The organism is Bradyrhizobium sp. UFLA05-125, from assembly GCF_059803515.1.
In genome coordinates this window covers 1-24594 of the sequence record NZ_JBANBJ010000102.1, presented here as the reverse complement: position 1 = coordinate 24594, position 24594 = coordinate 1, and the positions used below count along the sequence as shown (strand labels likewise).

The window sequence follows — 24594 nt, the reverse complement described above, 5'->3', positions numbered from 1 at the left end:
GCAACGAATGACGCGAAGCTGAAGGCCTTCGTCAAGGCGGTCTAGCACTGCACAAGTACTCGCGGATCATCCAGTATGTCGATGAACTGCCGAACGGAGACTGGAAAAATCCTCCGCTTCAGGCTGAGAGAAGGTGGTCGTCTAGGCGGCCCGGTTCGTGAAGTCATCACCAAGAGCGCTCGTGATCGCCAGATTGGAAACGATGGTGCTCGCGCGACTGAGGGGTTGGCCCGCTTCTTGCTGCCCGTGCGTCTATCGATAGGTCAAAGCAGAAGACGGGAGGGGTCATGGGCGCGGCGGCGGAAACGTTCTACAGCGTGATCAGGCGACAGGGCATCACGCGTCGAAGTTTTCACAAATTCTGCGCCCTGACGGCGACGAGCCTCGGGCTTGGACCGCTGGCGGCTAGCCGCATTGCAACTGCGCTCGAAACAAAGCCACGAATGCCGGTGATCTGGATGCACGGGCTCGAATGCACCTGCTGCTCGGAGAGCTTCATCCGCTCTGCCCATCCCCTCGTGAAGGATGTCATTCTGTCGATGATCTCGCTGGATTATGACGACACCATTATGGCCGCGGCCGGACATCAGGCCGAGGCGATCCTCGAGGATACCCGTGCCAAGTACAGGGGCCGATATGTGCTCGCGGTCGAAGGTAATCCGCCGCTGAATGAGGGCGGCATGTTCTGCATCCACGGCGGCAAGCCTTTTGTCGAGAAACTGAAGATGATGGCCGAGGACGCAATGGCGATCATTGCCTGGGGTACGTGCGCCTCCTGGGGCTGCGTGCAAGCGGCCAAGCCTAATCCGACGCAGGCGACCCCGATCGACAGGGTCATCAACAACAAGCCGGTCATCAAGGTGCCGGGATGCCCGCCGATTGCGGAGGTGATGACCGGCATCGTCACCTTCATCACCACCTTCGGCAAATTGCCGGAGCTCGATCGCCATGGGCGGCCAAAGATGTTCTATTCGCAGCGCGTCCACGACAAGTGCTACCGGAGGTCGCATTTTAACGCAGGCCAGTTCGTCGAAGAATGGGATGATGAGGCGGCGCGCAAAGGATATTGCCTTTATAAGATAGGCTGCAAGGGACCGACCACCTACAACGCCTGCTCGACGGTGCGCTGGAACGGCGGGATCTCCTTCCCGATCCAGTCCGGACACGGCTGCATCGGCTGCTCGGAAGAGGGCTTCTGGGACAAGGGGTCGTTCTACGACCGCCTCACCAACATCAAGCAGTTCGGCATCGAGAAGAATGCCGACCAGATCGGCATGGCGGCGGCGGGCGCGGTTGGAGCTGCGGTCGCGGCGCATGCGGCTGTGACGGCCGTGAAACAGCTCGCCAGCAAGCGCGACGACGCAAACCAACATCAATAATCGGTCTCACGAAACGCAGCGATGGGCATCCAGACACCCAACGGGTTCAAACTCGACGATTCCGGCAAGCGCATCGTCGTCGATCCGCTGACCCGGATCGAAGGACATATGCGAGTCGAGGTCAATGTCGACTCCGACAACGTGATCCGCAACGCGGTCTCCACCGGCACGATGTGGCGCGGCATCGAGACCATCCTGAAGGGGCGCGATCCGCGCGACGCCTGGGCCTTTACCGAGCGGATCTGCGGCGTCTGCACCGGAACGCATGCGCTAACCTCGGTGCGCACGGTCGAGAACGCGCTCGGCATCACTATTCCGGAGAACGCCAACTCGATCCGCAACATCATGCAGCTCTGTCTCCAGGTGCATGACCACCTCGTGCACTTTTACCACCTGCATGCACTCGACTGGGTCGACGTGATCTCGGCGCTCAAGGCCGATCCGAAGGCAACATCGGCGCTAGCGCAATCGGTCTCGTCCTGGCCGTTGTCCTCGCCCGGTTACTTCAAGGATCTCCAGATCCGGCTGACGAAGTTCGTCGAGTCCGGCCAGCTCGGACCGTTCAAGAACGGTTATTGGGGCCATGCCGCCTACAAGCTGCCGCCTGAAGCGAACCTGATGGTGGTCGCGCATTATTTGGAAGCGCTCGATTTCCAAAGGGAGATTGTCAAGATCCACACCATCTATGGCGGCAAGAACCCCCATCCGAACTGGCTGGTCGGCGGCGTGCCCTGCGCCATCAACGTCGACGGCACCGGCGCGGTCGGTGCCATCAACATGGAGCGGCTCAACCTCGTCTCTTCCATCGTCGACCGCTGCATTGAGTTCGCCGAAAAGGTCTACTCGCCCGACATCCTCACGATCGGCTCATTCTACAAGGACTGGCTTTATGGCGGGGGCCTCTCCAGCACGAGTGTGATGGCCTATGGTGACATCCCCGAGAACGCCAACGACTATTCCGCGAAGAACCTCAGGGTGCCGCGGGGCGTGATCATCAACGGCAATCTCAATGACGTGCTGCCCATTGACCACGCGGACCCCGAGCAGATTCAGGAGTTCGTCACCCACTCCTGGTACAAATATGCCGACGAGTCCCAGGGGCTGCATCCCTGGGACGGCGTCACCGAGCCAAACTATGTGCTTGGTCGTAACGCCAAGGGCACCAAGACCGACATCAAGGAGCTCGACGAGGGTGGCAAATATTCTTGGATTAAGGCGCCGCGTTGGCGCGGCAATGCGGTCGAGGTCGGGCCGCTCGCCCGCTACATCGTCGGGTATGCGCAGAACAAGCCCGAGTTCAAGGATCCGACCGAGAAGCTGCTCAAGACACTTGGTCTTCCCGTTACCGCGCTGTTCTCCACGCTCGGCCGCACCGCGGCACGCGCGCTGGAATGCGAATGGGCAGCGCGCCAGATGCGCTACTTCCAGGACAAGCTAGTCGCGCGCATCAAAGCCGGCGACTCCTCGACGGCAAATGTCGACAAGTGGAAGCCTGAGAGCTGGCCGAAGGAAGCCAAGGGTTTTGGTTTCACGGAGGCCCCGCGCGGGGCGCTCGCGCATTGGATCAAGATCAAGGAAACAAGAATCGACAACTACCAGTGCGTGGTGCCGACCACCTGGAACGGCTCACCGCGAGATCCCAAGGGCAATATCGGCGCCTTTGAAGCCTCGCTCGTGGATACGCCGATGGCGAATCTGGAGCAGCCGCTAGAGATCCTGCGCACCATCCACTCCTTCGATCCGTGCCTTGCCTGTTCGACGCACGTGATGTCGCCAGATGGCCGCGAAATGGCGACGGTCAAGGCCCGGTAAGGGAGAAAGGAACGCCATGAAGGATGCAGTTGCGCGCCCGGCGGAAACCGAGCGGGACCTTGTTGCGATCGCGACCGATGCCGCCGGCGAGCAGACCGTCGCCCGGGCCGTCTATGTCTACGAAGCGCCGGTTCGGATCTGCCATTGGGTAAATGCGTTTTCGATTCTCGTGTTGATGGTCACCGGCTATCTGATCGGAGCACCGCTCCCAACGATCGCGCGCGAGACGTCCCAAACCTTCGCGATGGGCTATATCCGCTTTGCGCATTTCGCGGCGGGGCAGGTGCTCGCGGTATTCTTTCTCGCCCGCATCCTGTGGGCCTTCGCCGGCAACTATCACTCCCGGCAAATATTCTACACTCCGGTGCATCGCAAGCAGTTCTGGAAGGATGTGCTGCACGAGATCCGCTGGTACGCCTTCCTGGAGCGGGAGCCGAAGATGTATGTCGGCCACAATCCCCTGGCGCAGATCGCGATGTTCACGGGTTTCACGTTGCTCGCGGCCTTCATGATTGTCACGGGCTTTGCCCGAAGGAGCCGGGAACGACAGCTGGCAGCACAAGCTGTTCGGCTGGGTCTTCGCGGTCTGGCCGAACAGCCAGGACGTGCATACTTGGCACCATCTGGGCATGTGGGCGCTGGTCATATTCTTGATCGTCCACATCTATGCTGTCATTCGCGAAGACATCATGTCGCGCCAGAGCATCATCTTCTCGATGATCTCGGGTGTACGTCAGCGCCGTGACTCTGGGGCGAGCAGGCCGGGGCCGGCATGTCAGCAGCCAAGGCGCGTCCTGGTGCTCGGTATCGGTAACATTCTTTGGGCAGATGAAGGCTTTGGGGTGCGAGCCGTGGAAGAATTTCATCGCCGCTATGCCGTGCCCGACAACGTCACCATTCTGGACGGCGGTACGCAGGGACTTCAACTCGTAAACTATCTTCAGGAATCTGACTGCCTCATCGTATTCGACGCGATCGATTATGGCCTTAAGCCCGGAGAGTTAAAGCTCGTGCGCGACGAGGAAGTGCCGCGCTTCACTGGCGCTAGGAAGATGAGTCTGCATCATACCAGTTTTCAGGAAGTTATCAGTGCAACTGATCTCCTTGGACGTTGCCCGAAAAATCTCGTGCTGATCGGCTGCCAGCCGCTCAATCTCGATGACTGGGGTGGACCCATGACGCGAACGGTATGCGATCAGATCGCTCCTGCGGTCGAACTTGCCAGCAACATCCTAACTGAGTGGGGCGCGGAGGTGACGCCGCGCACCGCACCGTTGCGGGAATCCGAGTGGTTGCTCGCCAACGGTATCGATCACCTTCATTACGAGATGAGAGCGCGGACCTGAACGGTCAGCGAGCTGTCGGAGATACCGCGGATGTGTCTTGGTTTGCCAATGACGGTCATTGAAACCGACGGCATCTCGGCGCTTTGCGAGTTTCGCGGCGTGCGGCGGCGTGTCTCGGTGCTCTTGCTCTCAAATCCGCCTGCCCATGCCAAGGTGCTGGTCTGTCTCGATACTGCAATTCGGCTACTGGAGGATGAAGAGGCGCGCCTAATTGCCGATGCGATTGAAGGCATCGACGCAGCGCTCAATGGTGAGAATTGCGACCGCTTTTTCGCCGACCTGATCGGCCGAGAGCCGATCCTGCCCGAGCACCTCCGGATCAACCTGACCAATGACCATCTTCGGCATTCCGGGACGAACCTCACGACACGCACCGGGCTGATGGAGACTGTCGCGACGTTGGAAGACAAGTCTTCGTTCCAGAAAGACCACTCTCAACCGTCCATGACAATGGCTCCTTTATCTGAAAACGTGGCGTCGCATGCATAGGAGAATATCTGAGTTGTCGTCAGCGAGCGACCACGCAAGCCTTGCGGAGGCGACCGACGTCGCCGTCGCTCTGCCGGAGTTGATCAATGAGTTTCAGGGGCGGCTGCGTGGCGAGGTGATCGCGCGAGAGGCCGACAGTGAACTCGATCAGCATTTTGTCGTACGCGCTCATTTGATGCTGCGTCTGCTTGCCAGGAAGAAGATATCTGGGCTGATCGCAAAAATCTGGGAAAGATCAATCTATTTCGATCACATTTCCACGCCCGTGAACCGATCGCGCGGAAGCGTGACCGTAGTCGTAGAGACCGTCGTCCCGTACCGTAAGTCGCAAGGTGTCAGTCCATGAAGGCGCGCCTCTGCACAGCGCTTGACCAAGCGACGCGGCCGACCTACGGCGAGGAGAGGCTCGAGGCGGAGGGTGGCCGCCTGACCGCAGGGGGCGCTTTGGCGAAGCTTGCGTCACTCGATAGTGCGGAGCTGGCTAGGGGCTGCCCGAACGCGGTCGAGCTGTTGTCGAAGGTCGCCGCCACCATCGCCAGCCAAAAGGCCGATGCGCCGACACGACCGTTTGGACTCGGCGATCTCAACGATCTCGAACGCAAGCTGATCGCCGATGTGCTCGGCGAAGGCGAGGTGGCCGGCGTCGTCGTACTGCCGGACGGATCGCTGGCGCAAATCCAGGAATCGGTGTTGGCCGGGATCTGGCGCGTGCGGGTCGATACGAACAAAGCATCCGAATATCTCGAGGTCGGCGCCATCCCCGAGATCGTCAAACGCGCGGCTATCGATCTCACGGCTGTGAATTTCGAGATCGGGCACGCGCCGGAAGGGGCGATGAACGTGCTGCCGGTGCTCGCCGAAATCCGCGAGCGCGCGCTGGCCTGGCGCCCCGGCATCCGCTCACAAGTCATCAATTTCACGGTGCTGCCAATGAGCCCGTTCGACATGAGCTTCCTCCAGGAGACCATCAAGAACGGGCCGATCCAGCTCGTCTCGCGCGGATATGGCACCTGTCGCGTGCTTGCGACCGGAATCCGCAATGTCTGGTCGGTGCAGTTCTTTAATGCCATGGACGCGATCATCGTCGACACGCTCGAGGTGGGCAGCGTGCCGCTGGTCGCGATTGCCGCCGACGAGGATTTTCAGGATTCCGCCGCGCGCTTACAGGAAATAATTGAGGCCTATTTCAAATGAACGGGTTCGAGAATCTTGCCGTGCGCAAGGATGTTGCCCACGGCACGCGGCTGGAATGCGGCATCCGCTGGACGGCCTGTGATCCCGCCCACGGCAACGAGTTTGTGCAGGTAACACCCGGCACGCCGTTCGCGGCGTTGCCGGAGGACTGGCACTGTCGCAAATCGCGACGCCCCCAAAAATCCAAGCTCATGGGCGATCGAGTCATGATGTTTGACGCAGTAAGCGCCACCAGTGAAGTCGACGCGGTGGCGCGGGTTAAGCGGTTGGCAGACGCGCGTAGCACTGCGCCGATCGGGCTCAGCCTGGTGAACCGCACGATCTTGGCATCATGTGCCCTCTTGTCGTGGTTCCCGCGGGCGAAATTGCGCGGGAGGTCGCCGGCTCGACGCTGCGTGTCCGCTTTCCTGCGGGCAATATCGAATTCTCCTCCGGCGAGGTGGCCGACGTCGACCGGATCGCGAGCTGCTCGCTGCTCTCGCCGATGTTCGCCGTCACCCACGTGGCGTCGGTACCGACGACGGAGGAAGCCGCCCTGGCCGAGCCGATGCTGCGGCCCGATGGCGAGCGGCGGTCCGCCGCAGCTCCCCCGCAATAAACGCGATCGATCGGCGTAACTTCCTGCGGGGGGCTCTGACGGAGTGGCACACATGAGTTTGGCCTTCCGCAATGAGATCGACATCACGGTCTGGCTCGCCGGCCGCACCATCGCTGACGTCAGGATCCTGCCGCGCAGCCGGCCACCTTTGGCGCGCCTGTTTACGGGAAAGCCGGTCACATCGCTGTCGGGCGTGCTGCCACGGCTGTTCTCGCTGTGCGCGACGGCCCATCAGGTGGCATTCCTGTCGGCGGTCGAGGCCGCATATCGCGAACGACCATCTGCCGAGACGCTCCGGCGCCGTGTCACCGTTGTGGTTGCCGAGCGTCTGACTGAGCTGTTGCGGGGCCTCTTCGTCGGCCGCTTCGCACTGGATAGCAGAAGTGCCGCCGTCGTTCGTGCCGTGATGCTGGCGACGACCGCGCTCGGCCGCAGCGAGGAGCCACCGCGTAGCGAGGCCGTGTCGCAGATCAGAGCGTGGCTCAACACATTGGGGATCGCGGGCGAGGAGCTGGCGCCGACGACCGGCAGCGCGCTGGCGACGCATCTTGCGAGCCTCAAAGACGATTCGCTGTCGCTTTCGATCATCAAGCCGTCGTTCCTGTCGGCGGCCGAGGATCTTGACGTCGTCATGCGGATGCTGGCGGACAGCCTGACCTTCGCCGAGGCTCCCGATCTTCACGGCCGCATTCCGGAGACCGGCGTATGGGCGCGCCGGGTTATGCGTGAGGCGTGTCTGCCGCAAGACGCCGGCCCCGCCGAGCGCCTGAAGGCGCGGATTTCTGAGATAGCCCGACTTTGCGTCTGGCTTGAGGGCAGTGAGCAAGAGCTGGAAAGCGGCGTTATCGAGAGCTATCGCCTCGGCAACGGCAGGGGGGCGGCAGCCGTCGAATGCGCTCGCGGCCGACTTTACCACGCCATTGTTCTCGATCACGAGGATTGCATCGCCCGTTTCGAATTCCTGGCCCCCACTGAATGGAATTTCCATGCGCGCGGACCGCTGGTCCAGAGTCTGCAAGGTTCGCTGCTGGCCGGCGGCCGGCACGGACAGGACGCAGTGCGCGCCCTCGTCGGCTCGTTCGATCCATGCGTCGATTTCAAGCTTGGGTTCCGCGAGGTCGAGCATGCATGAAATGGCGCTGTGCGAAGGCATCATCGGCATCGTCGAGGAAGAGGCGCGCAAGCGCCCGTTCTCCCGGGTGAAGGTGGTGTGCCTCGAGATCGGAGCGCTCAGCCATGTCGCGCCGACGGCTATGACGTTCTCCTTCGAAGCCGCCGCCGCGCGGACCATCGCGCAAGGAGCCAGGCTCGAGATCGTCGAGACGCCCGGAATAGCCTGGTGCATGGCCTGCTCGACGAGCGTCGAGATCAGACAACGCTATGAGCCGTGCCCGTCCTGCGGCAGCCATCAATTGCAGGTAACCGGCGGGGAAGAAATGCGCGTCAAGGAACTGGAGGTCGACTAATGTGTACGGTTTGCGGCTGCGGTGATGGAAAGTCGGTCGTCGAGCATGCGCATGATCACCATCCTGATCGTGGTCATCATCAACTTTATGGACCTGGCCACGATTTCGATCATCACCATGGTGCGGCCAATGATCATGGGCATGGCGACGTCGGGCTGCCCGATTGCGGCGCAAATCCGGTTGGCCAGAAGGCGCCCGGCACGAGCAGCGATCGTATCATACAGGTCGAGCGTGATATCCTGAGCAAGAATCAAAGGCTTGCCAACGAGAACCGTGCACGCTTCCATGCCGACAATGTGCTCACGTTCAACCTGGTCTCGAGCCCCGGCGCCGGCAAGACCTCGCTGCTGGTTCGCGCAATCTGCGAACTGAAAGACAGCTTTCCGATCGGAGTAATTGAGGGCGATCAGCAGACATCGAACGATGCCGAGCGGATCCGCGCAACCGGCGTACAGGCTATCCAGGTCAACACCGGCAAGGGTTGCCATCTCGATGCTGCGATGGTGGACGAGGCCTATGACCGGCTGGCTCGGCTCAACGCCGGCATCCTTTTTATCGAGAATGTCGGCAACCTCGTCTGTCCTGCCGCCTTCGATCTCGGCGAGGCCTGCAAGATCGTGGTGTTATCGACCACCGAGGGTGAAGACAAGCCGCTCAAATATCCGGACATGTTCGCTGTCTCGTCCCTGTTGCTGATCAACAAAATTGATCTTGCTCCCGTGCTCGATTTTGATCTCGCCAGGACCATCGAATACGCGCTGCGGGTTAATCCCAGGCTCGAGGTGCTGACGGTGTCGGCGCGCACCGGTGAAGGGTTCGCGGCATTCTATGCCTGGATCTGCAAGCAAGCGGCGAAGATGACGCCGGTCGATTTGGCCACTGCGGGATGATCGTGCACGGTGAGGCCACGGCTCAGAGCGGACAGCGACTGCGCCTGCATGTGCGCGGCGCCGTGCAGGGCGTCGGTTTTCGTCCATATGTCTACGGCCTCGCCGCACGCTATCGCCTCGGCGGCTTCGTCGCTAACGATCCGCACGGCGTGGTGATCGAGGTCGAGGGCGAGCGCGTGTCTGATTTCGTCGCCGCGCTGCCGGTGGACAAGCCGCCGCTCGCGCGGATCGATGAGATTTCCGTCCAGAGCATCGGTGCTGTCTTGAGCGACGAATTCAGCATCCGTGCCAGCGAGCAGGGCAAGGTGTCGACGCGGATGGTCGCGGACGCCGCGACCTGTCCGCAGTGCCTGAGCGAGCTGTTCGATCCGAGCAGCCGCTTCCACCTTTATCCCTTCATCAATTGCACCCATTGCGGGCCGCGCTACACCATCTCCGAGCGGCTACCTTATGATCGCTCGACCACGGCGATGAAGCGTTTCGCCATGTGCGCGGCCTGCGCAAGCGACTATGCCGATCCCACGAGCCGGCGTTTCCATGCCGCGGCGATCGCCTGCCCGCAATGCGGTCCGAGGCTCAGCCGTGGCGTGGAGGAGGTCGCAGCCGCGATCGCCGCGGGCAAGATCGTCGCGATCAAGGGGCTCGGCGGTTATCAGCTCGTCTGCGACGCCCGCGACGATGACGTCGTGCAGTGCCTGCGGCGGCGGAAGCAGCGGGACCAGAAGCCTTTTGCCGTCATGGTCGGCTTCGTGGATGCGGTCTCGGAGATCGCCGAAGCCAATAAGGCTGAGCTTGACCTGCTGGAATCCACGCCGCGGCCGATCGTGCTGATGACGTCACGCCATCGGCTTGCACGTGCTATCGCGCCGGAGCTATCGCGAATCGGCGTCATGCTGCCGGTCGCGCCGCTGCAACATCTGGTGTTCCATGCGCTGAATTCGAGGTATCCGCGCAAAGACGGAAGCTGGGTCATGGTGACGACCAGCGCCAATCCTGGTGGCGAGCCGCTTTTGATCGACAACCGGGAGGCAGAACAGCGCCTTGTTGCGGATCTCATCGTCACCCATGATCGCGACATTGTAATCCGCGCAGACGATTCCGTCGCGTCGGTTGCGGCAGGACGGACGCAGTTCGTCCGCCGGGCTCGGGGGTATGTTCCCGAACCGGTCCGGCTTGCGCGGTCAGTGCCGCCCGTGCTTGCCGTCGGCGGCGCTTTGAAGTCGACCGTTGCGGTCACGCGCGGCGATGAGGCATTCGTCTCCCAGCACATCGGCGATCTCGACACCCGGCAAGGGATCCGCTTCTTTGAGGAAACGGTGCGGCACCTGACCTCGACACTGGACGTCGAGCCCGTGGTCATCGCACATGACCTGCATCCCAATATGGCATCGACCCGCTTTGCCCAAGCGAGCGGGCACCGGCTGATTGCGGTCCAGCATCATCATGCCCATGCTGCCTCGGTGATGGCGGAGCACGGTATCGAGGGATCGGCGCTCGCGCTTGTGCTCGACGGCTTCGGTTATGGCAGCGATGGCGGCAATTGGGGCGGGGAGCTCCTGCTCTGCGAGGGAGCGCGCGTCCAGCGGATCGGACATCTGGCGCCGCTGAAGATGCCTGGTGGCGACCGCGCTGCCCGCGAGCCGTGGCGAATGGCGGCGAGCGTGCTGCATTCCCTGGGGCGCGGCGAGGTGATTCCGCGCCGGTTCGTTAGCCGACCGCAGGCCGGGAGCCTGTCCGCATTGCTCGACCAATCCGACGTGCCCGTGACGACCAGCGCCGGCCGGCTGTTCGACGCGGCGGCAGGACTGCTCGGTCTCTCCTCCGTTCAGAGCTATGAGGGCGAAGCGGCATTGAAGCTGGAGGCGCGCGTGCGCAGCTCCCGCATTGCGGACGGTGGCTGGGTGATCAAGGATGGCGTGCTGTCAATGCATCCGCTGCTTGATTACCTCAGCGCCAATACGCTCGATCCGACGGAAGGAGCCGAGCTCTTCCACGGCACGTTTGCCGCCGCTTGTGTTGACTGGATCGCGCGTGCGGTGCAGCAGACCGGCCTCACGACCGTTACCCTGAGTGGCGGCTGCTTCCTTAATGCCATCCTGGCCCAGCAGATCGAGCGCGGCTGTCTCGCCGCCGGTCTCAAGCCATTGCTTCCACGCCAGGTGCCACCCAATGATGGCGGCCTGAGCCTCGGGCAGGCTTGGATCGCGGCCCTGTCGCTGCTCGAACACCAAGGCCTGGAAGGAAGCGTCTGATGTGTCTCGCCATACCCGCTGAGATCACGAAGCTTCTTGCTGACGACCTGGCCGTGGTCTCCATCGACGGCGTTAGCAAGGAGATATCCGTAGCGCTGATCGAGGATATCGCCATTGGCGAATACGTGATCATCCACGCCGGCTACGCTCTGACCAAGATCGATCCGGAAGAAGCGAGACGCACGCTCGACCTTCTGCGCGAGTTCAGCATCGATGTGCAGGGGGCCGCGCAATGAAGTATGTCGACGAGTTTCGCGACAAGGCGATCGCGCTTGGCCTGGCGAAGGCCATCTGCGCCGAGGCCGTTCCGGAAAGAGCCTATCGTTTCATGGAATTTTGCGGCGGCCATACGCATGCGATCTCGCGCTATGGCCTCGAGGACACGCTGCCGAGCAATGTGCGGATGATCCACGGCCCCGGCTGCCCGGTCTGCGTGCTGCCGGCAGGGCGGATCGACATGGCGATCCGGCTCGCCGAGCGGCCCGAGGTCATCTTGTGCGTTTATGGCGACCTGATGCGTGTGCCGGGCTCGCAAGGTACTTCACTGCTAAAGGCAAAAGCCCGCGGCGCTGATATCCGCGTGGTCTATTCCACCATCGATGCGATCCGGATCGCAGAGGAGAACCCGACCCGCGAGCTCGTGTTCTTCGCCATCGGCTTTGAGACCACGACGCCACCGACGGCCGTCATGATACGTCTGGCCGAAAAAAAGCAGCTTTCGAACTTCAGCGTGTTCTGCAACCACGTGCTGACGCCGCCGGCGATGCAGAACATTCTGGAGAGCCCCGACATCCGCAATATCGGCCGCGTCAATATCGACGGTTTCCTCGGGCCGGCCCACGTCTCGACCATCATCGGTACGGCGCCTTACGAGTTTTTCGCGAAGGAGTTCGGCAAGCCGATCGTGATCGCCGGTTTCGAGCCGCTCGACATGATGCAGGCCATCCTGATGCTGGTCCGGCAAGTCAACGAGCATCGCCACGAAGTGGAAAACCAGTATCGCCGCGCGGTGACCCGCGACGGCAATCTGCGCGCCAAGGAGGAGATCTCCAACATTTTCGAACTGCGAGACCGGTTCGAATGGCGCGGGCTCGGTCAAGTTCCCTACAGCGGGCTGAAGCTGAACCGCGCGTACGACGTATACGATGCGGTGGTACGCTTCGACATGCGCGAGCTGTGCGTTGCCGACAATCCGGCCTGTGAATGCGGCGCCATCCTGCGCGGGGTAAAGAAGCCGGTGGATTGCAAGCTTTTCGGGACGGTCTGCACGCCGGACACGCCGATGGGATCCTGCATGGTCTCCTCCGAAGGCACCTGCTCTGCGCATTGGACCTACGGTCGCTTCCGCGATCATCGGCAGAGACGAGCGTCATGAGAAAACATCAGCGCAAGCTCGATATCAGGAACGGCTGCATCGACCTATCTCACGGCGCCGGCGGCCGTGCGATGGCACAGCTGATTTCGGGACTGTTCCACGAGGCCTTCGGCAATGAATGGCTGGCACGCGGCAATGATCAGTCGGCCTTCGACGTCAGGGCCGGGCGCATGGTGATGACGACCGATGGCTACGTCGTTTCGCCACTGTTCTTTCCGGGCGGAAATATCGGTTCGCTGGCCGTGCACGGCACGGTCAACGACATCGCAATGGCCGGGGCACGGCCGCTTTACCTGGCCGCGAGCTTCATCATCGAGGAGGGGTTTTGTTTCTCCGACCTCAAGATGATCGCCGAGTCCATGGGAAAAGCAGCGCGATCGGCCGGCGTCCACATCATCACGGGCGACACCAAGGTAGTCGAGCGCGGCAAGGCGGACGGCCTGTTCATCTCGACAGCTGGCGTCGGCGTGGTGCCTGACGGGCTCGATCTCTCCGCGCAGAACGCGCGCGTCGGAGACCGCGTGCTGATCTCGGGTACGCTCGGCGATCATGGCGTTGCCATCATGTCCAAGCGGCGGAACCTCGCCTTTGAAACCGAGATCGTGTCGGATTCAGCGGCGTTGGCCGACCTCGTCCTGAAGATGCTTGAGGCCGGAGGTCACGGCATCCGCCTGATGCGCGACCCGACGCGCGGCGGGCTTGCTGCCAGCCTGAACGAGATCGCCCAGCAATCCGACCTCGGATTTCGCTTGCAGGAAGAGGCAATTCCGGTGAAGCCGGGCGTGACCGCTGCTTGTGAGCTTTTGGGGCTCGATCCGCTCCATGTCGCCAATGAAGGCAAGCTGGTTGCGATCGTGTCCCCCGAGGTCGCCAATGCCGTGCTCGCTGCCATGCGGGCGCATCCCCTCGGCTCCGATGCCGCCGACATCGGCGAGGCAATTGCCGATGACCACCATTTCGTGCAGATGGCGACCAGCTTTGGCGGCGGCAGCATCGTCGACTGGCTATCGGGCGAGCAACTGCCGCGCATCTGCTGAGGCTCAGGCATGCAAGTTCGGAACGCTGCGGTCACACAGATCCGGCTAGGGCACGTTGACCGGTGGCATGGATTCGGTCGCGCGGGGCACGAAAGGATCTTGGTGGCGGCCCGGTGCCGCCAACATGATTGCAAATGCCATAATGAAAAGTAAGAGCCTGCCCATTCGAAGAAGTCATTCCGGAAGCTGCATCGAAATTGTGATGCTTATAGCATCCTGCGTTGAATAGGGCCTGAACAATATCGGCACGGAAGGGCCAGGTGTTTGATTGGCCAGCTCCTGCAAAGTTCTCAACTTGATTCTCGCTGGTCTCGTCGTAAAACGGCAAACCGACTGCAGATCGCGCCGAAAAACTGCACCTCCTGCCGACAACAGCAGGATTATTGCGCCGGATTCGAATAATCATTGATTATCATGCGGTCGACCGGGCAAACCACGGCACCGCTTTCCCTCTTGCTGTGCAATTGAGGGCTAATAAATGAACAATCACGACCTTATTTCCGGTAGCCTGCTGGCGCTGACCGCGACGGGCCTTGCGTTGCTCTGCTCGAGCCTGCTCGCCTTTGCCTTCATTTGAAGTCACAGTAGCGTTTGCGCCATGCGGCTTCAGGTTGGGGCCGGCAAACGGTAGCTAAGGATTGACTGAGATCAAGAAAACTCAAGTCGGATCCGTTAGCTTCGCCAAAGTTAAGTTAGACAAGAGGGTCCCATGCGCTACTTTCTCTTGTTAGTTGTTATCCTCACAGTCCCCATGCTCGTTGGCTCTGGGTCGCGTTCGATCGCCGCTCCGCGTGATCGTTCGGGATACATGCCCGCCGCTCGACAAGACGTTTATTGCCTGCAAGGGCGCAGCTGGGGATATCCGGGCAATTGCCAGTTCTCGAGCTATGGCCAATGCATGGCCAGCGCGTCCGGTACAGACGCTTATTGCGGAATTAATCCGGTCTATGCTTTCGAGCGGCACAGATCACAATCACGCTGATGGATTCGCAAGGCTAGAGAATTAAAGCGAATCCTACGATGCGCACTGAAACCTTGTCGATCAAAGCGGCAGAGCCGACTGCATCAGGTGTCCTAGACCTTCCTGATCGAGGCATTGATTCATCTGCATCCGATCGCGCATGTGATTTGCGCAGCGCTGGCGCGCAGCCACTGCCGTCGCCTTTGCATCGCGATCCGCCTTCTCACGCGCATCAGCTTCGGCAAGCGTATCGACCAGTTCCCGCGCCTTTTGAACCACGGCGCAGGCTTTGTCCTCATCTTGGGCAAGCTCGAACGCCGTCCAATCAGCCGCGATCTTCAACAGACAGCGAATGACGGCACCATCTTGGCCGGTCTGCGCAAGTTCGTCCAAGATCAGCGACGCCGCTTGGCGCTTTGAGAGCGCTCCGCCCGTTGTCGCATCTTTGCCTTTCAGAAAGCACTTGATGAGATTGTCGGGGATTCTCGCGGGTCTTAGTAGGCGATCTGCGGCGATCCTCTTGACGTAAGCGAGCGTAGCAACCATCTCCAGAGCCGCTTTGCGCGCCTCTGTGTCCGTAGACGAGCTCAAGCCGTTTTCAGTCATTAGTCGTGTGCTCCGGAAATAGTCCCGGCATCCATCGCGAGGCGAGGGTGGCAGGGAAAGCCAGCAGCAATGGTTCGCGCGGGCCCCTTGAGGTAAGGACGCCTCGGCTGAGGAGTTCCGATACGATGCGTCGAGCGTGACGCGGCGTGAGATCGAGAAGACTAGCAACGTCGCCGCGCGGAAGCTCGCCTCGATAGAGAATTGCTTCAACCACCGCGCTCGCTTTGGGGGGGAGTTTGCTAAGGCGCGTTTCCTCCTCCGCCCATAGCAATATGCGTGTGCGCAGCCGATCTGGCTGCATCAGCGATTCCATGAAGTTGACTTGGTCAATGCAAGTCTCAAGAAAGAAACGCGTGAACGATGCGAGCGCTTCCTCACTGAGGTTGCCACGGCCGTCCAGGTCATTCCGCCGCGGAAGGTCGCATTGGGTAAGATGCTGCCGATACGCGCCGTCGCTTCGAGCAAGCCCGCGAGCCACTGACCAAACAGCCCCGGTATCGAGCGCTTCCAACAGCATTGCGTGCGACATCAGCCGCGTCACTCGGCCATTGCCATCGAGAAAGGGGTGAATCCACAAAAGACGATGATGCGCGGCTGCGGCAGCTAAAATGGCGTCGGCCTTTCCAACACGGCTGTAAGCTTTCTCGAAATAAGCAAGAAAGCGTGGAACGGCGCCGGGGCTGACACCGATATGACGTCCCACTTTGACGTCGCGAAGCCGTAGTTCGCCGGGCACAACACGAATTCGTTCTTTTGTGTCGGGCTCCTCGATCCATAACATCGCGTCGGGAAGGTGCTCGCAGAAGCGACGGTGGATATCCCGGATACCGTCTATCGTTACAACGCGACCGCGGAGGTGACCTTCGTCGATCCAGCGTTGCACCGCGATGTGCGCCGTGGCCTCAAGCTGAAGATCGCGCTTTTTGGGATCGGCGCTATAGTCGTTTTTCAAGGCCCGTTCGATGTCGACCGGGTGTGTGTCGTGCCCCTCGATGAGGTTGCTGTAATAGCAGTTCATAGCTCGGACGAGATCGGCCAAGGACCCCAGGAGGCTTTGCGGTAAGCTCCTCTTGAAACCGGCCGACTTGCCGACGAGGTCAACTGCTAAATCGGTCAACTCGCCCCGGTGGCGGGAATCCTCCCTAATAAGGAGCGGTTCCATGGAAAAAACCGGCTCGTCGCGATCAAGTGCCGCTGAAATGTCCTCTTTTTTGTCCTCTAGCTTTTTGGTCATAAACATAAGTATATCAGATACATATGAAAATTTCACCTAAGAAATTGAGCGGTCAAAAGTCCTCATAAATGTCCTCTTCTCGGCAGGTTGAAGAGCAACGATCTTCGCCAATACATTGAAATTGTTCTCAAAATGTTCTTTAGGTCTACGCTAACCCCAGATAGTGAGTCGAAACAATCGGTCCATGTCTGACGAACAACTTCATCCGCCGGCCAGTTGGGACAAATTCGAAGAGATCTGCGCCGATCTCTTTTCGCGGATTTGGAACGACCCAGAACTCGTCCGTTACGCGCGAAGCGGCCAGAGGCAAAAGGGCTTCGACATATACGGAAAGCAAAATGGCGCCGACTGCGGCGTTCAATGCAAAGGAAAACGCATTTGGCCGCCGACCAACCTGACGATTGCGGAAATTAATGCCGAGATCGAGGAAGCCAAGAAATTCCGCCCCGCCCTCAAGACCTACATTATTGCGACCACCGCGGATAACGACGTCGCTGTCACGGACCACGTCAATGCGATTTCCGAGAGACATGCCGCAGAAGGGCTTTTCGCGTAACTGCTTTTGGCGCGCGTGAGCTCACGCGCCGTATTGATGATTTTCCTGAATTAAAAGAAAAGCATTTTGATATTATCACGCTTCGGTAACTGAAGCGCACAATACCGGGCGAGATTGCCGAGCGCGTTGTCGAAGAACTGAAAAACTCGAATATCGTCATTCCGGCAGGCGCGGATCATGCGGGCCAGCCCAAATCCAGTATTCTTGATGAGGACCTCGCTGAGGCAATCGAACGTGACGTCGCGCACCGCTATGAGGGAGCCCTTCAACATTCCGTCTTCCCTGAGCTAAGCAAAAAGGATGAATTAGCGCAGTTGCGGTCGAGATCATCGACGCCAAGGGCGCAGCCCGTCATCGGGCCTCCGGCGAACCATCTTACTGCGAGCCGCAAGGTCCGCCGCCGCTCGCGGCGATCTGACGAATGCACGTAATTTTTGGGGCTGCCGGCCAGCTCGTGCGCTACGGCAGCACGGTACAGAGACGAAACAGTGTCGACATCTACGGAAAAGGAAAACGGTGCTGACTCCGGCGTACAGAGCAAGGGAAAGCGCGACTGTCCGCCGACCAAACCCACGATCGCTGAAATCGGGAAGGCCAAGAAATTCGATCCAATCTCAAGGGCTATATCATCGCGACAACGGCCGACAATGACGTCTACCTAACAGACCATGTCAACGCCCTTTCCGCCAAGCATGCGCAAGAGGGACTATTCCGCGTAACCTCACATATTGCCCGCCAACACGGTCCTCTCCATCGTGGGAAAAGTTAGAGCAGCAACTGCGTTCGCATCGTGCGGTTTTGCGTGGAGCACGCAGTATTTGTGCGCTGAGCTAGTTCTGGCGCCCGAAAGCATCTACAGCTCGAATGATCACATGTGTAGCTGCGCGCTCCTTGATCTCGATGCACAAGAATTCCCGAGTGCTCTGGTTGCGCCTCCTGGAGTTCTTGACCGTCATCTGTTATCGCGTCGCGAAAGGCAACGAATCGTTATGACGTGCCTAGGAAGATGAAATTGACCGATCCCACAAACAGCTCTGAGTTGCCGCCCGTCTTGCATAAGCCGGCAAGTCGCTTGCCGTGGGTTGTTGGACTCCTCGCCGTTATTTTCGGGCTGTGCGCGGGAGGAGTCTATTTCGGGGTCGGTATAGACAAGCTTCTCGGCTCGTCAGTCGCGCCGGAAAACCTGCCAATGCAAGGCTTGTCACCCGAGGACAAGGCGGTTCTTTCAGAGATTAGATCGGGGCAACAGGAGATAAGCGAGGAGATCACCGAGCTCAAGCGTAACATGAGTGCGCAGCAAGAGGGTCTAAAACAGATCTCGGATCAAATCGCTGCACTGACCTCGAACATCGAGTCTTTGCAGAATCCGCCCGTCGTTGCGCCTCCGTCGGCAGCTCCTCATCCGCCGCCAGCCCGTACTGTTTCGAAGCCGGCCGCGAGAGCCATCCAGCCTTCTAGACCGGAAGGGCCAGTTTCAATCGGGGGCGCTCCGCTGATTTCCGAGCCTGGCACCCAGCCTCATTGATCAGATCGTTATTCCTGAGCCGTAGCTGATGCGCGGCGCGGTCATGTTTGTATCATCGCTTCCGGAGGTTCGATGTTTGCCAACCATATTCGTATCGGCACTGTCGCGCTCGTGGCCTCCGGAATTCTGTTCGCAGTCTACCCGGCAGTTCGCCCGTTCTCGGACGAAAGATCGCTGCTAGGTGCCGCTGCCTTCGGGTCTGAGGCATGGCTGGCGTCGCACATGATTGCCATTGTGGCGTTCGCGCTGCTCCCACTTGGGCTGCTCGGAATGCAACGCTCTTTACTGGGGATACAGTCCGAGCGCCTGTTCTTTGTCGCCCTTGTCCTGATCGTGATTGGCACAGGCTTTACACTGCCATTCTACGGGGCCGAAACCTATGGTCTTCACGCGCTGGGGCAGGAAGCGCTGCGGAGGCACTCCGATTCACTGCTCAGCCTGGTCGAGATCATCCGCTCCGGCCCAGGCCTTATCATGTTCCTCGCCGGTCTACTTCTTCTTGCCGCATCCGCAATCGCGACTGCCACGGCGCTTTGGCGTTCCTGTCGCTATCCGAAGGCAAGTGGCGTTCCCTTCGCCATCGGGATGTCGCTGTACATTCCGCAATTCTTCGGCGCGCAGCCCCTGCGCATTGCAGATGGATCACTGGTGGCCATCGGTTGCGTGTGGATGGCGGTATGTCTTTGGCGGCATGGCCAATTTGGTGCGGAGCGACAGGAGGTCTCCGCTTGTGAGAAATGAGGCGGGAAAAAGCTTCCTAAAATATTCGTGTCTAAACTGATATCCGAACTGCTGGTCGGCAGCAGAGAAGGATGCGTGCGGTGAAATCCATCGCAGAAGGCCGACGAAATGCAGAATTTAAGCATGATTGCGCCCATCACATGCGATTCACCGTCAGCATGTTTAGCCTAGCATGAGCTTGACGGGCAGGAGTGCCGCTTCGCATTGAGAGCCGATGTAAGCCAGAGCTGAGCCGGCATCCTTCCAAAAGTCCCGGTCCGAACTTGAACACTGAACATCTATTTGGAAAACCAGTGCAAATTTTCCGCTAGAGCGGCTGCGGGTCCGCATCGCGCTCCAAGCTTCGCGGGAGCGGTGAGATGAGCAATTTCAACCAGGAAAGCATTCTGAACGTCCATCACTGGACTGACAATCTCTTCAGCTTCACCAGCACACGGAATCCATCGTTTCGCTTCTGCAGCGGTGAATTCACCATGATCGGGCTCGAGGTTGATGAAAAACCTCTGCTGCGGGCCTACGGCATCGCCAGCGCTCATTACGAAGACCGGCTGGAATTCGTCGCGATCAAGGTGCTGGACAATCCCTTAACCTCGCGTCTGCAGCAGCTTAAGCAGGGTGACCAGATCATTGTTAGCCGCAAGACGACTGGCTCGCTGGTCATTGATAATCTTAAGGACGGGCGCAATCTCTATCTGATCGGGACCGGCGCCGGTCTTGCGCCGTTTCTGAGTGTCATCAAGGATCCCCAAACCTATCTGCGATTCGAGAATGTGGTGCTGCTTCATGGCTGCCGCCGCGTCGCCGAGCTCGCCTATGGCGACATGATCACGGAAACGTTGCCAAGCGACGGGCTGGTCGGCGACTTCGTTCGCTATCAACTGATCTATTATCCGACCGTGACGCGCGACCGCTTCCACAACCGCGGCCGGATCACCGACCTGATCGCGTCAGGCAAGCTGTTTACGGAAATCGAGCTGCCGAAACTCGAGCCGCAGCATGACCGCGCCATGATCTGTGGCAGCCCCGCCCTGGTCCGCGATGCCCGAGAGCTCTTGATGGCGAGGGGCTTTGTCGAAGGCTCTCCACGAGAGCCCTCACATTTTGTGTTTGAAAGGTCGTTTGTCGACCCCTTATTTTGAGCTGCGTTGGCAAGCGACCATGGCTGATCCGAACCCGATGCAACGCGACCAAGGACCTTACCGGTGCTACCCGTCAATAAAATTGTCGGTCTCTCGACTGGACATAGTTGCAATCATGGCAGCTCCCGACTTATGGTAGACCGAATGGCAGGCTGTGGGGAAAAGCTATGAGAGCTATCTGGCTCGCGTGGCTCGTGGTCATTATGTCGGTGTCGCAGGCTTGGTCCTGGGGACAGGAAGGCCATGCAATCGTCGCTGAGATCGCGCAGCGGCGGCTCGATACGGCCACGCTCGACAAAATCGCGCCCCTGCTTGCCTTGGAAGCCCCTGCTCTTGATCACCCCCACGTAACGCTCGCTTCCATCGCCAGTTGGGCTGACGACTACCGTGCCGACCATAAGGATACGGCAGGATGGCATTTCGTGGACATACCGGATGATCGAACAACTTTCGATCCGGATGCTGATTGCAAAAACGGCAACTGTGTCATCGCGGCGATTGCGCGCTTCCGATCTGTCCTTGCTGATTGCTCGAAACCTGCACCCGAACGGCTCCAGGCTTTGAAGTTCATTGTTCATTTCATTGGCGATGTTCACCAGCCTCTGCACGCATCGGATCGGTGGGATGCCTACACAGGAAAAGACGATCAAGGCGGCAATCTTGTCCCGGTGACATTCTTCGGACAGACCACGAACCTGCATGCGCTTTGGGATACCGGTCTGATTATGCGCACCGTTTACAATTGGGGCGCCTATGTCGTTCGGCTTGAAACGACCTGGTTTCCGGGGCGTGACTTGGCCGAGTTGAAGGGGGGCTCGCCGGCCGATTGGGCGGTCGATGCGCACAGGCTTGCACACGAAGTTGCTTATGACATTCCTGATGACGGCGTTTTAGGCGTTCAGTATTTTTCCAAAGCATCGCCGATCGTTGACCGCCAACTCGCCCTTGCCGGGATACGGCTTGCGCAGCTGCTCAAGGAGACGCTGTCCTCGGCAGCCTGCCAGTAACAGAGTATCGGGTTATCGCTATGAAGGCGCTCACGCTATTGGCCGCAATGGCATTGTCGCTTCCGCTCGCGGGTGCATCAGCAGCCCCGGGAAACACCACATCCTGCTCGACAAATGGCATCTGCTACTGCACGCACGACTATCTAAACGACACGATCAGACAGCACGTTAGCGAGATACGGAACTTGATCAGCGGGCAACGGACACAAGGTAAGGCGATTGGCTATCTCAGCGTTCCGATTAGCGGGATTGCAGGCGGAGTTTCGGCAATCAATGCGCTCGTAGCAGAAGAGGCCAAGGAACGCATCGAGCAGCAGTGGGGGCCGCGCGACGTATGGATACTCAACCCGGCCGCACCACAGTTTTCGCTCCCTATGGACGCCAACGGCGCTGACTACATGTGGATGTGGACCCAGATTCTCGAAGGCGAGGAACCTGAAGGTCTCGGCGCGTTCGACTTTGTGTATTTTGCCGGGCCATCTGACTTTGCGCGTCACTTCGGTCTTGATGGTCACGCCGATCTCGAGAAACTCGACACGGCCTACGACAATCTCGTCAAGTCAAAACCTGACCTCGCGGCAAAGGTCGATAAGCACTCCTTTCGCAATTACTACGGCTTACGTGCCTCCGTCAGCTTTAGCTACGGATCGCACGACGAGTGGAACATCGTCAAAATCATCAATGCGAAACGGCGCGCATCTGACAGCACTGCCGGTTTTGCAAAGCAGATGGCTGTGTTCTTTGATGGGAAGCCTGTAGCGCCGGGCCTTTTTGAGCTTCCGGTTACCGATGGAAACGCCAGAGCCTGCAATACGAATTGATATAAGCTGTTTTAGGGGGGAATTTCCATCACAAAGCAAGCCGCCGCCAATGCGATCTCCTCTCGAAGACGGTTGCTTCGGTGGCCTTACGCTTGCGGTGCATTGAACGTAAGCGGCAGCCCGACGGCGCGCGCCTGCTCGAGCGGTCTTGCCTGCCAGATCCTTCAGCGCGCCGAAACACCCACGCGAGATCGTTACATGCAATCAGTCGCTTCAAGCGTTCGCTCGGGCCCAAGTGGTGTGCGGCTCGTATCTTTCGGAGACGATCGCGCGATGAGTTCTCCCGCCAGGACGGCAACCGGCCTGTCGATCAAGGTCGACGGGGGGTCGAAGTCGTTCGTCAGCCGATCCGGTAGCCTCATCGCGCTTGGGAGCGTATCCCTGAATGTGCGGCCTGGTGAATTCGTCTCGGTCGTGGGACCGAGCGGATGCGGAAACAGGTCTCTGGAGGGAGCATTCCTCGGGGCGGACGGCGAGGGCTCCGTCACTTATCTGGGCGTACCCGTCGGGCCGCTTGGCGTGCTGCCATTTCCGATCGGTTAGGCTCGGACGTTCGACCAAACGATCCCGAACTCGATCCGGTTCGTAGGGGTTAATGAGGATGTCATCCGGAGAGCGCGCGCTGGCAGCGCCTCGATGCGAGAGCACGCCGCAGCGACGGACCGGTTCAGATCGGCGGAGACGGTCGCCTCTACGCTCCGATAGATAGGGTCACGCCGCGTTCATTAGCAATTTGACGGCGGGTGGTCCACTCCAACTGCGGGTCCCGGCCGGAGCCGCCGACAGGGGGCGTCTTCGTTGACGACGCGGGGACGTCCGCCTCGACCGCCTGTTGCCGAGCTCGCGCCATTGGCTTCCCGTCACCCGTCTTCGCTTCGGTTCTGTCGCCGACGAGCGCTCTTCTTCTCGAAGCGGGATCGGTGATCTCTCAGATAAGCCTTGCGCGCCTCCGAAAAATCGACGGAAACCGGCTTTGTCAGACCGAGCTCGCGAACTTCTTCCACACTCAACTCGTTTGAGACTATAAGCCTGCCGTCCACCGCAAACGAAATCAGGTGCTTGTCAAACAGCGCACTAGGTTGGCCGACAGCAGGATGCGCCGTTGTAGCGGTCCAGACGCTGCGCGTCGTCGGCGGACCGCCATGGCAGGATGTGCGATGCCCGGAGGAATTCCCGTCGGTCGTGGCCGGAGATGGGACAGCACCCCCATAATCCTTCGAGCTGCTTGCGGAACCTGCCTTGCCCACGGCGGGCCTGGATGAGCGTCTCCTTCTCTGTCCCATCGAGGTCCGTCCGACGCTCGATGTGCCTGATGTCGGTGGTCTCATCGTCGGCGCTAGTTTCCTGCGCGATGATTACGCTTTCCACGAACCCGAGCGTTCGATCCAGGTCGAGTTCGTGCGACCGGTCGTACACCCCAAAGTACCTGAACTCGCTTCCGTAGTCCTCGGCGATCGGCTGGCCGAAGTGCGCGTCCGACAACGGCTGCGCCAAGACCCAGATCTACTTTCCGCTACGATCCGTCAGCGGAATTGCGTCCTTCCTCGTCAGCATCCGGAGTCGCGGTCGCAACTCGAGCGGCAGGCCAACGAGCAGCCGCCGGATAGGTGCGAGTTCTCGCGACCAGAATCCCGCCCAAAACGACCGCTTCCGCGCGCGGGAATATCGATCCAAGGAGACCGCGATCGTCTCTCCGTGCCCCGACCATTTCGCGACTTCGGTGGACCATCCTCCGTTGTAGTGCTCCTCCGGAGCGAGGGTCGACGCCACCTTGAGCGACCCGAGGCGCAGTGTGCGTAGCCGGTCGGCCAGGCCCGCGGCTGCGCGATCGAGTCTGTTCAGATCCTGCTGGCTCATTGCCCATCCTTCGGTCCGCCGCTCCCGCACCCAACGCGCGCCGTTCGCGGGAGCTGGACCGTAGACGCGCGAGACAGGACTTGACGATCGTTTTTTATGTGCCACCATAGGTTGTCCATAAAATACGGGAGGTATCCATGGCGCGCGCACCGGCCAAAAAGCCGAAAGTGAGTCTGATCGTGTCCGACGACAAGGACGTGAAGGTGAAGGCCCGTCCCGGCAAGCTCCATGTGGTCCAAGTCGAGACTATCACGCCGGACCTCAAGAAGGCGGGCCGCGTCGGAGCCCGGCTTTGCGGCTACGGCACTA

At 60.0% G+C, this 24594-nt stretch carries 25 protein-coding genes and 3 pseudogenes; 24 read left to right on the top strand and 4 right to left on the bottom strand.

The genetic code is table 11. The annotated features are described in order from the left end of the window. Positions 1–287: 287 nt before the first annotated feature. The 17 genes and pseudogenes from SO156_RS42300 (at position 288) to SO156_RS42220 (ending at position 14820) form a co-directional block, all read left to right on the top strand. The gene (locus SO156_RS42300) at positions 288–1379 is read left to right on the top strand and encodes a hydrogenase small subunit (protein WP_498538960.1); all 1092 of its coding nucleotides are present in this window, start codon (positions 288–290) and stop codon (positions 1377–1379) included. Between the two features lie 21 nt (positions 1380–1400). Then, positions 1401–3191 carry a nickel-dependent hydrogenase large subunit gene (locus tag SO156_RS42295; protein ID WP_498538959.1) on the top strand — a complete coding sequence of 597 codons (1791 nt, stop codon included), beginning with the start codon at positions 1401–1403 and terminating at the stop codon, positions 3189–3191. Positions 3192–3207: 16 nt separating this feature from the next. After that, positions 3208–3937: pseudogene (cybH, locus tag SO156_RS42290) on the top strand (Ni/Fe-hydrogenase, b-type cytochrome subunit); the annotation flags it as partial. A gap of 51 nt (positions 3938–3988) precedes the next feature. Then, positions 3989–4537: a HyaD/HybD family hydrogenase maturation endopeptidase gene (locus tag SO156_RS42285; protein WP_498538962.1), complete on the top strand. Its 549-nt coding sequence runs from the start codon at positions 3989–3991 to the stop codon at positions 4535–4537. A 30-nt stretch (positions 4538–4567) separates the two neighbouring features. Then, positions 4568–4855 (top strand): annotated as a pseudogene (locus SO156_RS42280) (HypC/HybG/HupF family hydrogenase formation chaperone); the annotation flags it as partial. Between the two features lie 184 nt (positions 4856–5039). Next, positions 5040–5372, top strand: coding sequence for a thioredoxin domain-containing protein (locus SO156_RS42275; protein WP_498538958.1), 333 nt, complete (start codon positions 5040–5042; stop codon positions 5370–5372). Further along, positions 5369–6220, top strand: a complete 852-nt coding sequence (locus SO156_RS42270) for a hydrogenase expression/formation protein (protein ID WP_498538957.1) — start codon at positions 5369–5371, stop codon at positions 6218–6220. The genes SO156_RS42275 and SO156_RS42270 overlap by 4 nt, the downstream gene beginning before the upstream one ends. Further along, a pseudogene (locus SO156_RS42265) lies at positions 6217–6366 on the top strand (rubredoxin); the annotation flags it as partial. The gene SO156_RS42270 and the pseudogene SO156_RS42265, both read left to right, overlap by 4 nt. Before the next feature lie 185 nt (positions 6367–6551). Continuing rightward, on the top strand, positions 6552–6818 hold the full coding sequence (gene hybE, locus SO156_RS42260) for a [NiFe]-hydrogenase assembly chaperone HybE (protein WP_498538956.1): 267 nt from the start codon (positions 6552–6554) through the stop codon (positions 6816–6818). Between the two features lie 52 nt (positions 6819–6870). Then, positions 6871–7950 (top strand): hypothetical protein, encoded by a 1080-nt coding sequence (locus SO156_RS42255; protein WP_498538955.1) that lies wholly within the window; start codon positions 6871–6873, stop codon positions 7948–7950. Next, the gene (gene hypA / locus SO156_RS42250) at positions 7943–8284 is read left to right on the top strand and encodes a hydrogenase maturation nickel metallochaperone HypA (protein WP_498538954.1); all 342 of its coding nucleotides are present in this window, start codon (positions 7943–7945) and stop codon (positions 8282–8284) included. The genes SO156_RS42255 and hypA overlap by 8 nt, the downstream gene beginning before the upstream one ends. Beyond that, the gene (gene hypB, locus SO156_RS42245) at positions 8284–9174 is read left to right on the top strand and encodes a hydrogenase nickel incorporation protein HypB (RefSeq protein ID WP_498538953.1); all 891 of its coding nucleotides are present in this window, start codon (positions 8284–8286) and stop codon (positions 9172–9174) included. The genes hypA and hypB overlap by 1 nt, the downstream gene beginning before the upstream one ends. Continuing rightward, complete coding sequence (gene hypF, locus SO156_RS42240) at positions 9171–11426, top strand: carbamoyltransferase HypF (protein WP_498538952.1); 2256 nt, start codon at positions 9171–9173, stop codon at positions 11424–11426. Before hypB ends, hypF begins: the two co-directional genes overlap by 4 nt. Beyond that, on the top strand, positions 11426–11662 hold the full coding sequence (locus SO156_RS42235) for a HypC/HybG/HupF family hydrogenase formation chaperone (RefSeq protein ID WP_498538951.1): 237 nt from the start codon (positions 11426–11428) through the stop codon (positions 11660–11662). Before hypF ends, SO156_RS42235 begins: the two co-directional genes overlap by 1 nt. Then, positions 11659–12801 carry a hydrogenase formation protein HypD gene (gene hypD / locus SO156_RS42230; RefSeq protein WP_498538950.1) on the top strand — a complete coding sequence of 381 codons (1143 nt, stop codon included), beginning with the start codon at positions 11659–11661 and terminating at the stop codon, positions 12799–12801. Before SO156_RS42235 ends, hypD begins: the two co-directional genes overlap by 4 nt. After that, the gene (gene hypE / locus SO156_RS42225) at positions 12798–13838 is read left to right on the top strand and encodes a hydrogenase expression/formation protein HypE (RefSeq protein WP_498538949.1); all 1041 of its coding nucleotides are present in this window, start codon (positions 12798–12800) and stop codon (positions 13836–13838) included. Before hypD ends, hypE begins: the two co-directional genes overlap by 4 nt. 751 nt (positions 13839–14589) lie before the next feature. Next, complete coding sequence (locus SO156_RS42220; RefSeq protein WP_498538961.1) at positions 14590–14820, top strand: DUF3551 domain-containing protein; 231 nt, start codon at positions 14590–14592, stop codon at positions 14818–14820. Positions 14821–14880: 60 nt separating this feature from the next. Here the strand turns inward: SO156_RS42220 and SO156_RS42215 are convergent, their stop codons facing one another. Together SO156_RS42215 and SO156_RS42210 are read right to left on the bottom strand one after the other, a co-directional pair. Continuing rightward, positions 14881–15405 carry a hypothetical protein gene (locus SO156_RS42215; protein ID WP_498538948.1) on the bottom strand — a complete coding sequence of 175 codons (525 nt, stop codon included), beginning with the start codon at positions 15403–15405 and terminating at the stop codon, positions 14881–14883. Beyond that, the gene (locus SO156_RS42210) at positions 15398–16645 is read right to left on the bottom strand and encodes a Fic family protein (protein ID WP_498538947.1); all 1248 of its coding nucleotides are present in this window, start codon (positions 16643–16645) and stop codon (positions 15398–15400) included. The genes SO156_RS42215 and SO156_RS42210 overlap by 8 nt, the downstream gene beginning before the upstream one ends. Before the next feature lie 178 nt (positions 16646–16823). Between SO156_RS42210 and SO156_RS42205 the strand changes: the two genes are divergently transcribed. After that, positions 16824–17195, top strand: a complete 372-nt coding sequence (locus tag SO156_RS42205; protein WP_498538946.1) for a hypothetical protein — start codon at positions 16824–16826, stop codon at positions 17193–17195. Between the two features lie 50 nt (positions 17196–17245). Here the strand turns inward: SO156_RS42205 and SO156_RS42200 are convergent, their stop codons facing one another. Then, entirely contained in the window at positions 17246–17467 is a 222-nt protein-coding gene (locus SO156_RS42200) for a hypothetical protein (RefSeq protein WP_498538945.1), read from the bottom strand. 734 nt (positions 17468–18201) lie between these two features. On the opposite strand from SO156_RS42200, the gene SO156_RS42195 reads away from it, so the two are divergent. The 6 genes from SO156_RS42195 to SO156_RS42170 all read left to right on the top strand — a co-directional run bounded on the left by SO156_RS42195 (position 18202) and on the right by SO156_RS42170 (position 22971). Then, positions 18202–18720 (top strand): hypothetical protein, encoded by a 519-nt coding sequence (locus tag SO156_RS42195; RefSeq protein ID WP_498538944.1) that lies wholly within the window; start codon positions 18202–18204, stop codon positions 18718–18720. A 72-nt stretch (positions 18721–18792) separates the two neighbouring features. Continuing rightward, positions 18793–19461, top strand: coding sequence for a hypothetical protein (locus SO156_RS42190; RefSeq protein WP_498538943.1), 669 nt, complete (start codon positions 18793–18795; stop codon positions 19459–19461). Between the two features lie 359 nt (positions 19462–19820). Next, positions 19821–20600, top strand: a complete 780-nt coding sequence (locus SO156_RS42185; protein ID WP_498538942.1) for a ferredoxin--NADP reductase — start codon at positions 19821–19823, stop codon at positions 20598–20600. A 167-nt stretch (positions 20601–20767) separates the two neighbouring features. Next, positions 20768–21607, top strand: a complete 840-nt coding sequence (locus tag SO156_RS42180; RefSeq protein WP_498538941.1) for a S1/P1 nuclease — start codon at positions 20768–20770, stop codon at positions 21605–21607. A gap of 20 nt (positions 21608–21627) precedes the next feature. After that, on the top strand, positions 21628–22428 hold the full coding sequence (locus SO156_RS42175) for a hypothetical protein (protein WP_498538940.1): 801 nt from the start codon (positions 21628–21630) through the stop codon (positions 22426–22428). Positions 22429–22701: 273 nt separating this feature from the next. After that, on the top strand, positions 22702–22971 hold the full coding sequence (locus SO156_RS42170; protein ID WP_498538939.1) for a hypothetical protein: 270 nt from the start codon (positions 22702–22704) through the stop codon (positions 22969–22971). A gap of 531 nt (positions 22972–23502) precedes the next feature. On the opposite strand, the gene SO156_RS42165 is transcribed toward SO156_RS42170, so the two are convergent. Then, the gene (locus SO156_RS42165) at positions 23503–23922 is read right to left on the bottom strand and encodes a hypothetical protein (protein WP_498538938.1); all 420 of its coding nucleotides are present in this window, start codon (positions 23920–23922) and stop codon (positions 23503–23505) included. Positions 23923–24594: the final 672 nt, after the last annotated feature.

Bases quoted from the DNA above. Each gene is read 5' to 3' on its own strand.
- SO156_RS42195 (WP_498538944.1), top strand. From the start codon at position 18,202: ATGAAATTGACCGATCCCACAAACAGCTCTGAGTTGCCGCCCGTCTTG.
- SO156_RS42175 (WP_498538940.1), top strand. From the start codon at position 21,628: ATGAAGGCGCTCACGCTATTGGCCGCAATGGCATTGTCGCTTCCGCTC.
- hypD (WP_498538950.1), top strand. From the start codon at position 11,659: ATGAAGTATGTCGACGAGTTTCGCGACAAGGCGATCGCGCTTGGCCTG.
- SO156_RS42185 (WP_498538942.1), top strand. From the start codon at position 19,821: ATGAGCAATTTCAACCAGGAAAGCATTCTGAACGTCCATCACTGGACT.
- SO156_RS42235 (WP_498538951.1), top strand. From the start codon at position 11,426: ATGTGTCTCGCCATACCCGCTGAGATCACGAAGCTTCTTGCTGACGAC.
- SO156_RS42300 (WP_498538960.1), top strand. From the start codon at position 288: ATGGGCGCGGCGGCGGAAACGTTCTACAGCGTGATCAGGCGACAGGGC.
- SO156_RS42205 (WP_498538946.1), top strand. From the start codon at position 16,824: ATGTCTGACGAACAACTTCATCCGCCGGCCAGTTGGGACAAATTCGAA.
- SO156_RS42190 (WP_498538943.1), top strand. From the start codon at position 18,793: ATGTTTGCCAACCATATTCGTATCGGCACTGTCGCGCTCGTGGCCTCC.
- SO156_RS42180 (WP_498538941.1), top strand. From the start codon at position 20,768: ATGAGAGCTATCTGGCTCGCGTGGCTCGTGGTCATTATGTCGGTGTCG.
- hypA (WP_498538954.1), top strand. From the start codon at position 7,943: ATGCATGAAATGGCGCTGTGCGAAGGCATCATCGGCATCGTCGAGGAA.
- SO156_RS42255 (WP_498538955.1), top strand. From the start codon at position 6,871: ATGAGTTTGGCCTTCCGCAATGAGATCGACATCACGGTCTGGCTCGCC.
- SO156_RS42210 (WP_498538947.1), bottom strand. From the start codon at position 16,645: ATGTTTATGACCAAAAAGCTAGAGGACAAAAAAGAGGACATTTCAGCG.
- SO156_RS42295 (WP_498538959.1), top strand. From the start codon at position 1,401: ATGGGCATCCAGACACCCAACGGGTTCAAACTCGACGATTCCGGCAAG.
- SO156_RS42200 (WP_498538945.1), bottom strand. From the start codon at position 17,467: ATGTTGAAGGGCTCCCTCATAGCGGTGCGCGACGTCACGTTCGATTGC.
- hybE (WP_498538956.1), top strand. From the start codon at position 6,552: ATGTGCCCTCTTGTCGTGGTTCCCGCGGGCGAAATTGCGCGGGAGGTC.
- hypF (WP_498538952.1), top strand. From the start codon at position 9,171: ATGATCGTGCACGGTGAGGCCACGGCTCAGAGCGGACAGCGACTGCGC.
- SO156_RS42170 (WP_498538939.1), top strand. From the start codon at position 22,702: ATGAGTTCTCCCGCCAGGACGGCAACCGGCCTGTCGATCAAGGTCGAC.
- SO156_RS42215 (WP_498538948.1), bottom strand. From the start codon at position 15,405: ATGACTGAAAACGGCTTGAGCTCGTCTACGGACACAGAGGCGCGCAAA.
- hypB (WP_498538953.1), top strand. From the start codon at position 8,284: ATGTGTACGGTTTGCGGCTGCGGTGATGGAAAGTCGGTCGTCGAGCAT.
- hypE (WP_498538949.1), top strand. From the start codon at position 12,798: ATGAGAAAACATCAGCGCAAGCTCGATATCAGGAACGGCTGCATCGAC.
- SO156_RS42270 (WP_498538957.1), top strand. From the start codon at position 5,369: ATGAAGGCGCGCCTCTGCACAGCGCTTGACCAAGCGACGCGGCCGACC.
- SO156_RS42220 (WP_498538961.1), top strand. From the start codon at position 14,590: ATGCTCGTTGGCTCTGGGTCGCGTTCGATCGCCGCTCCGCGTGATCGT.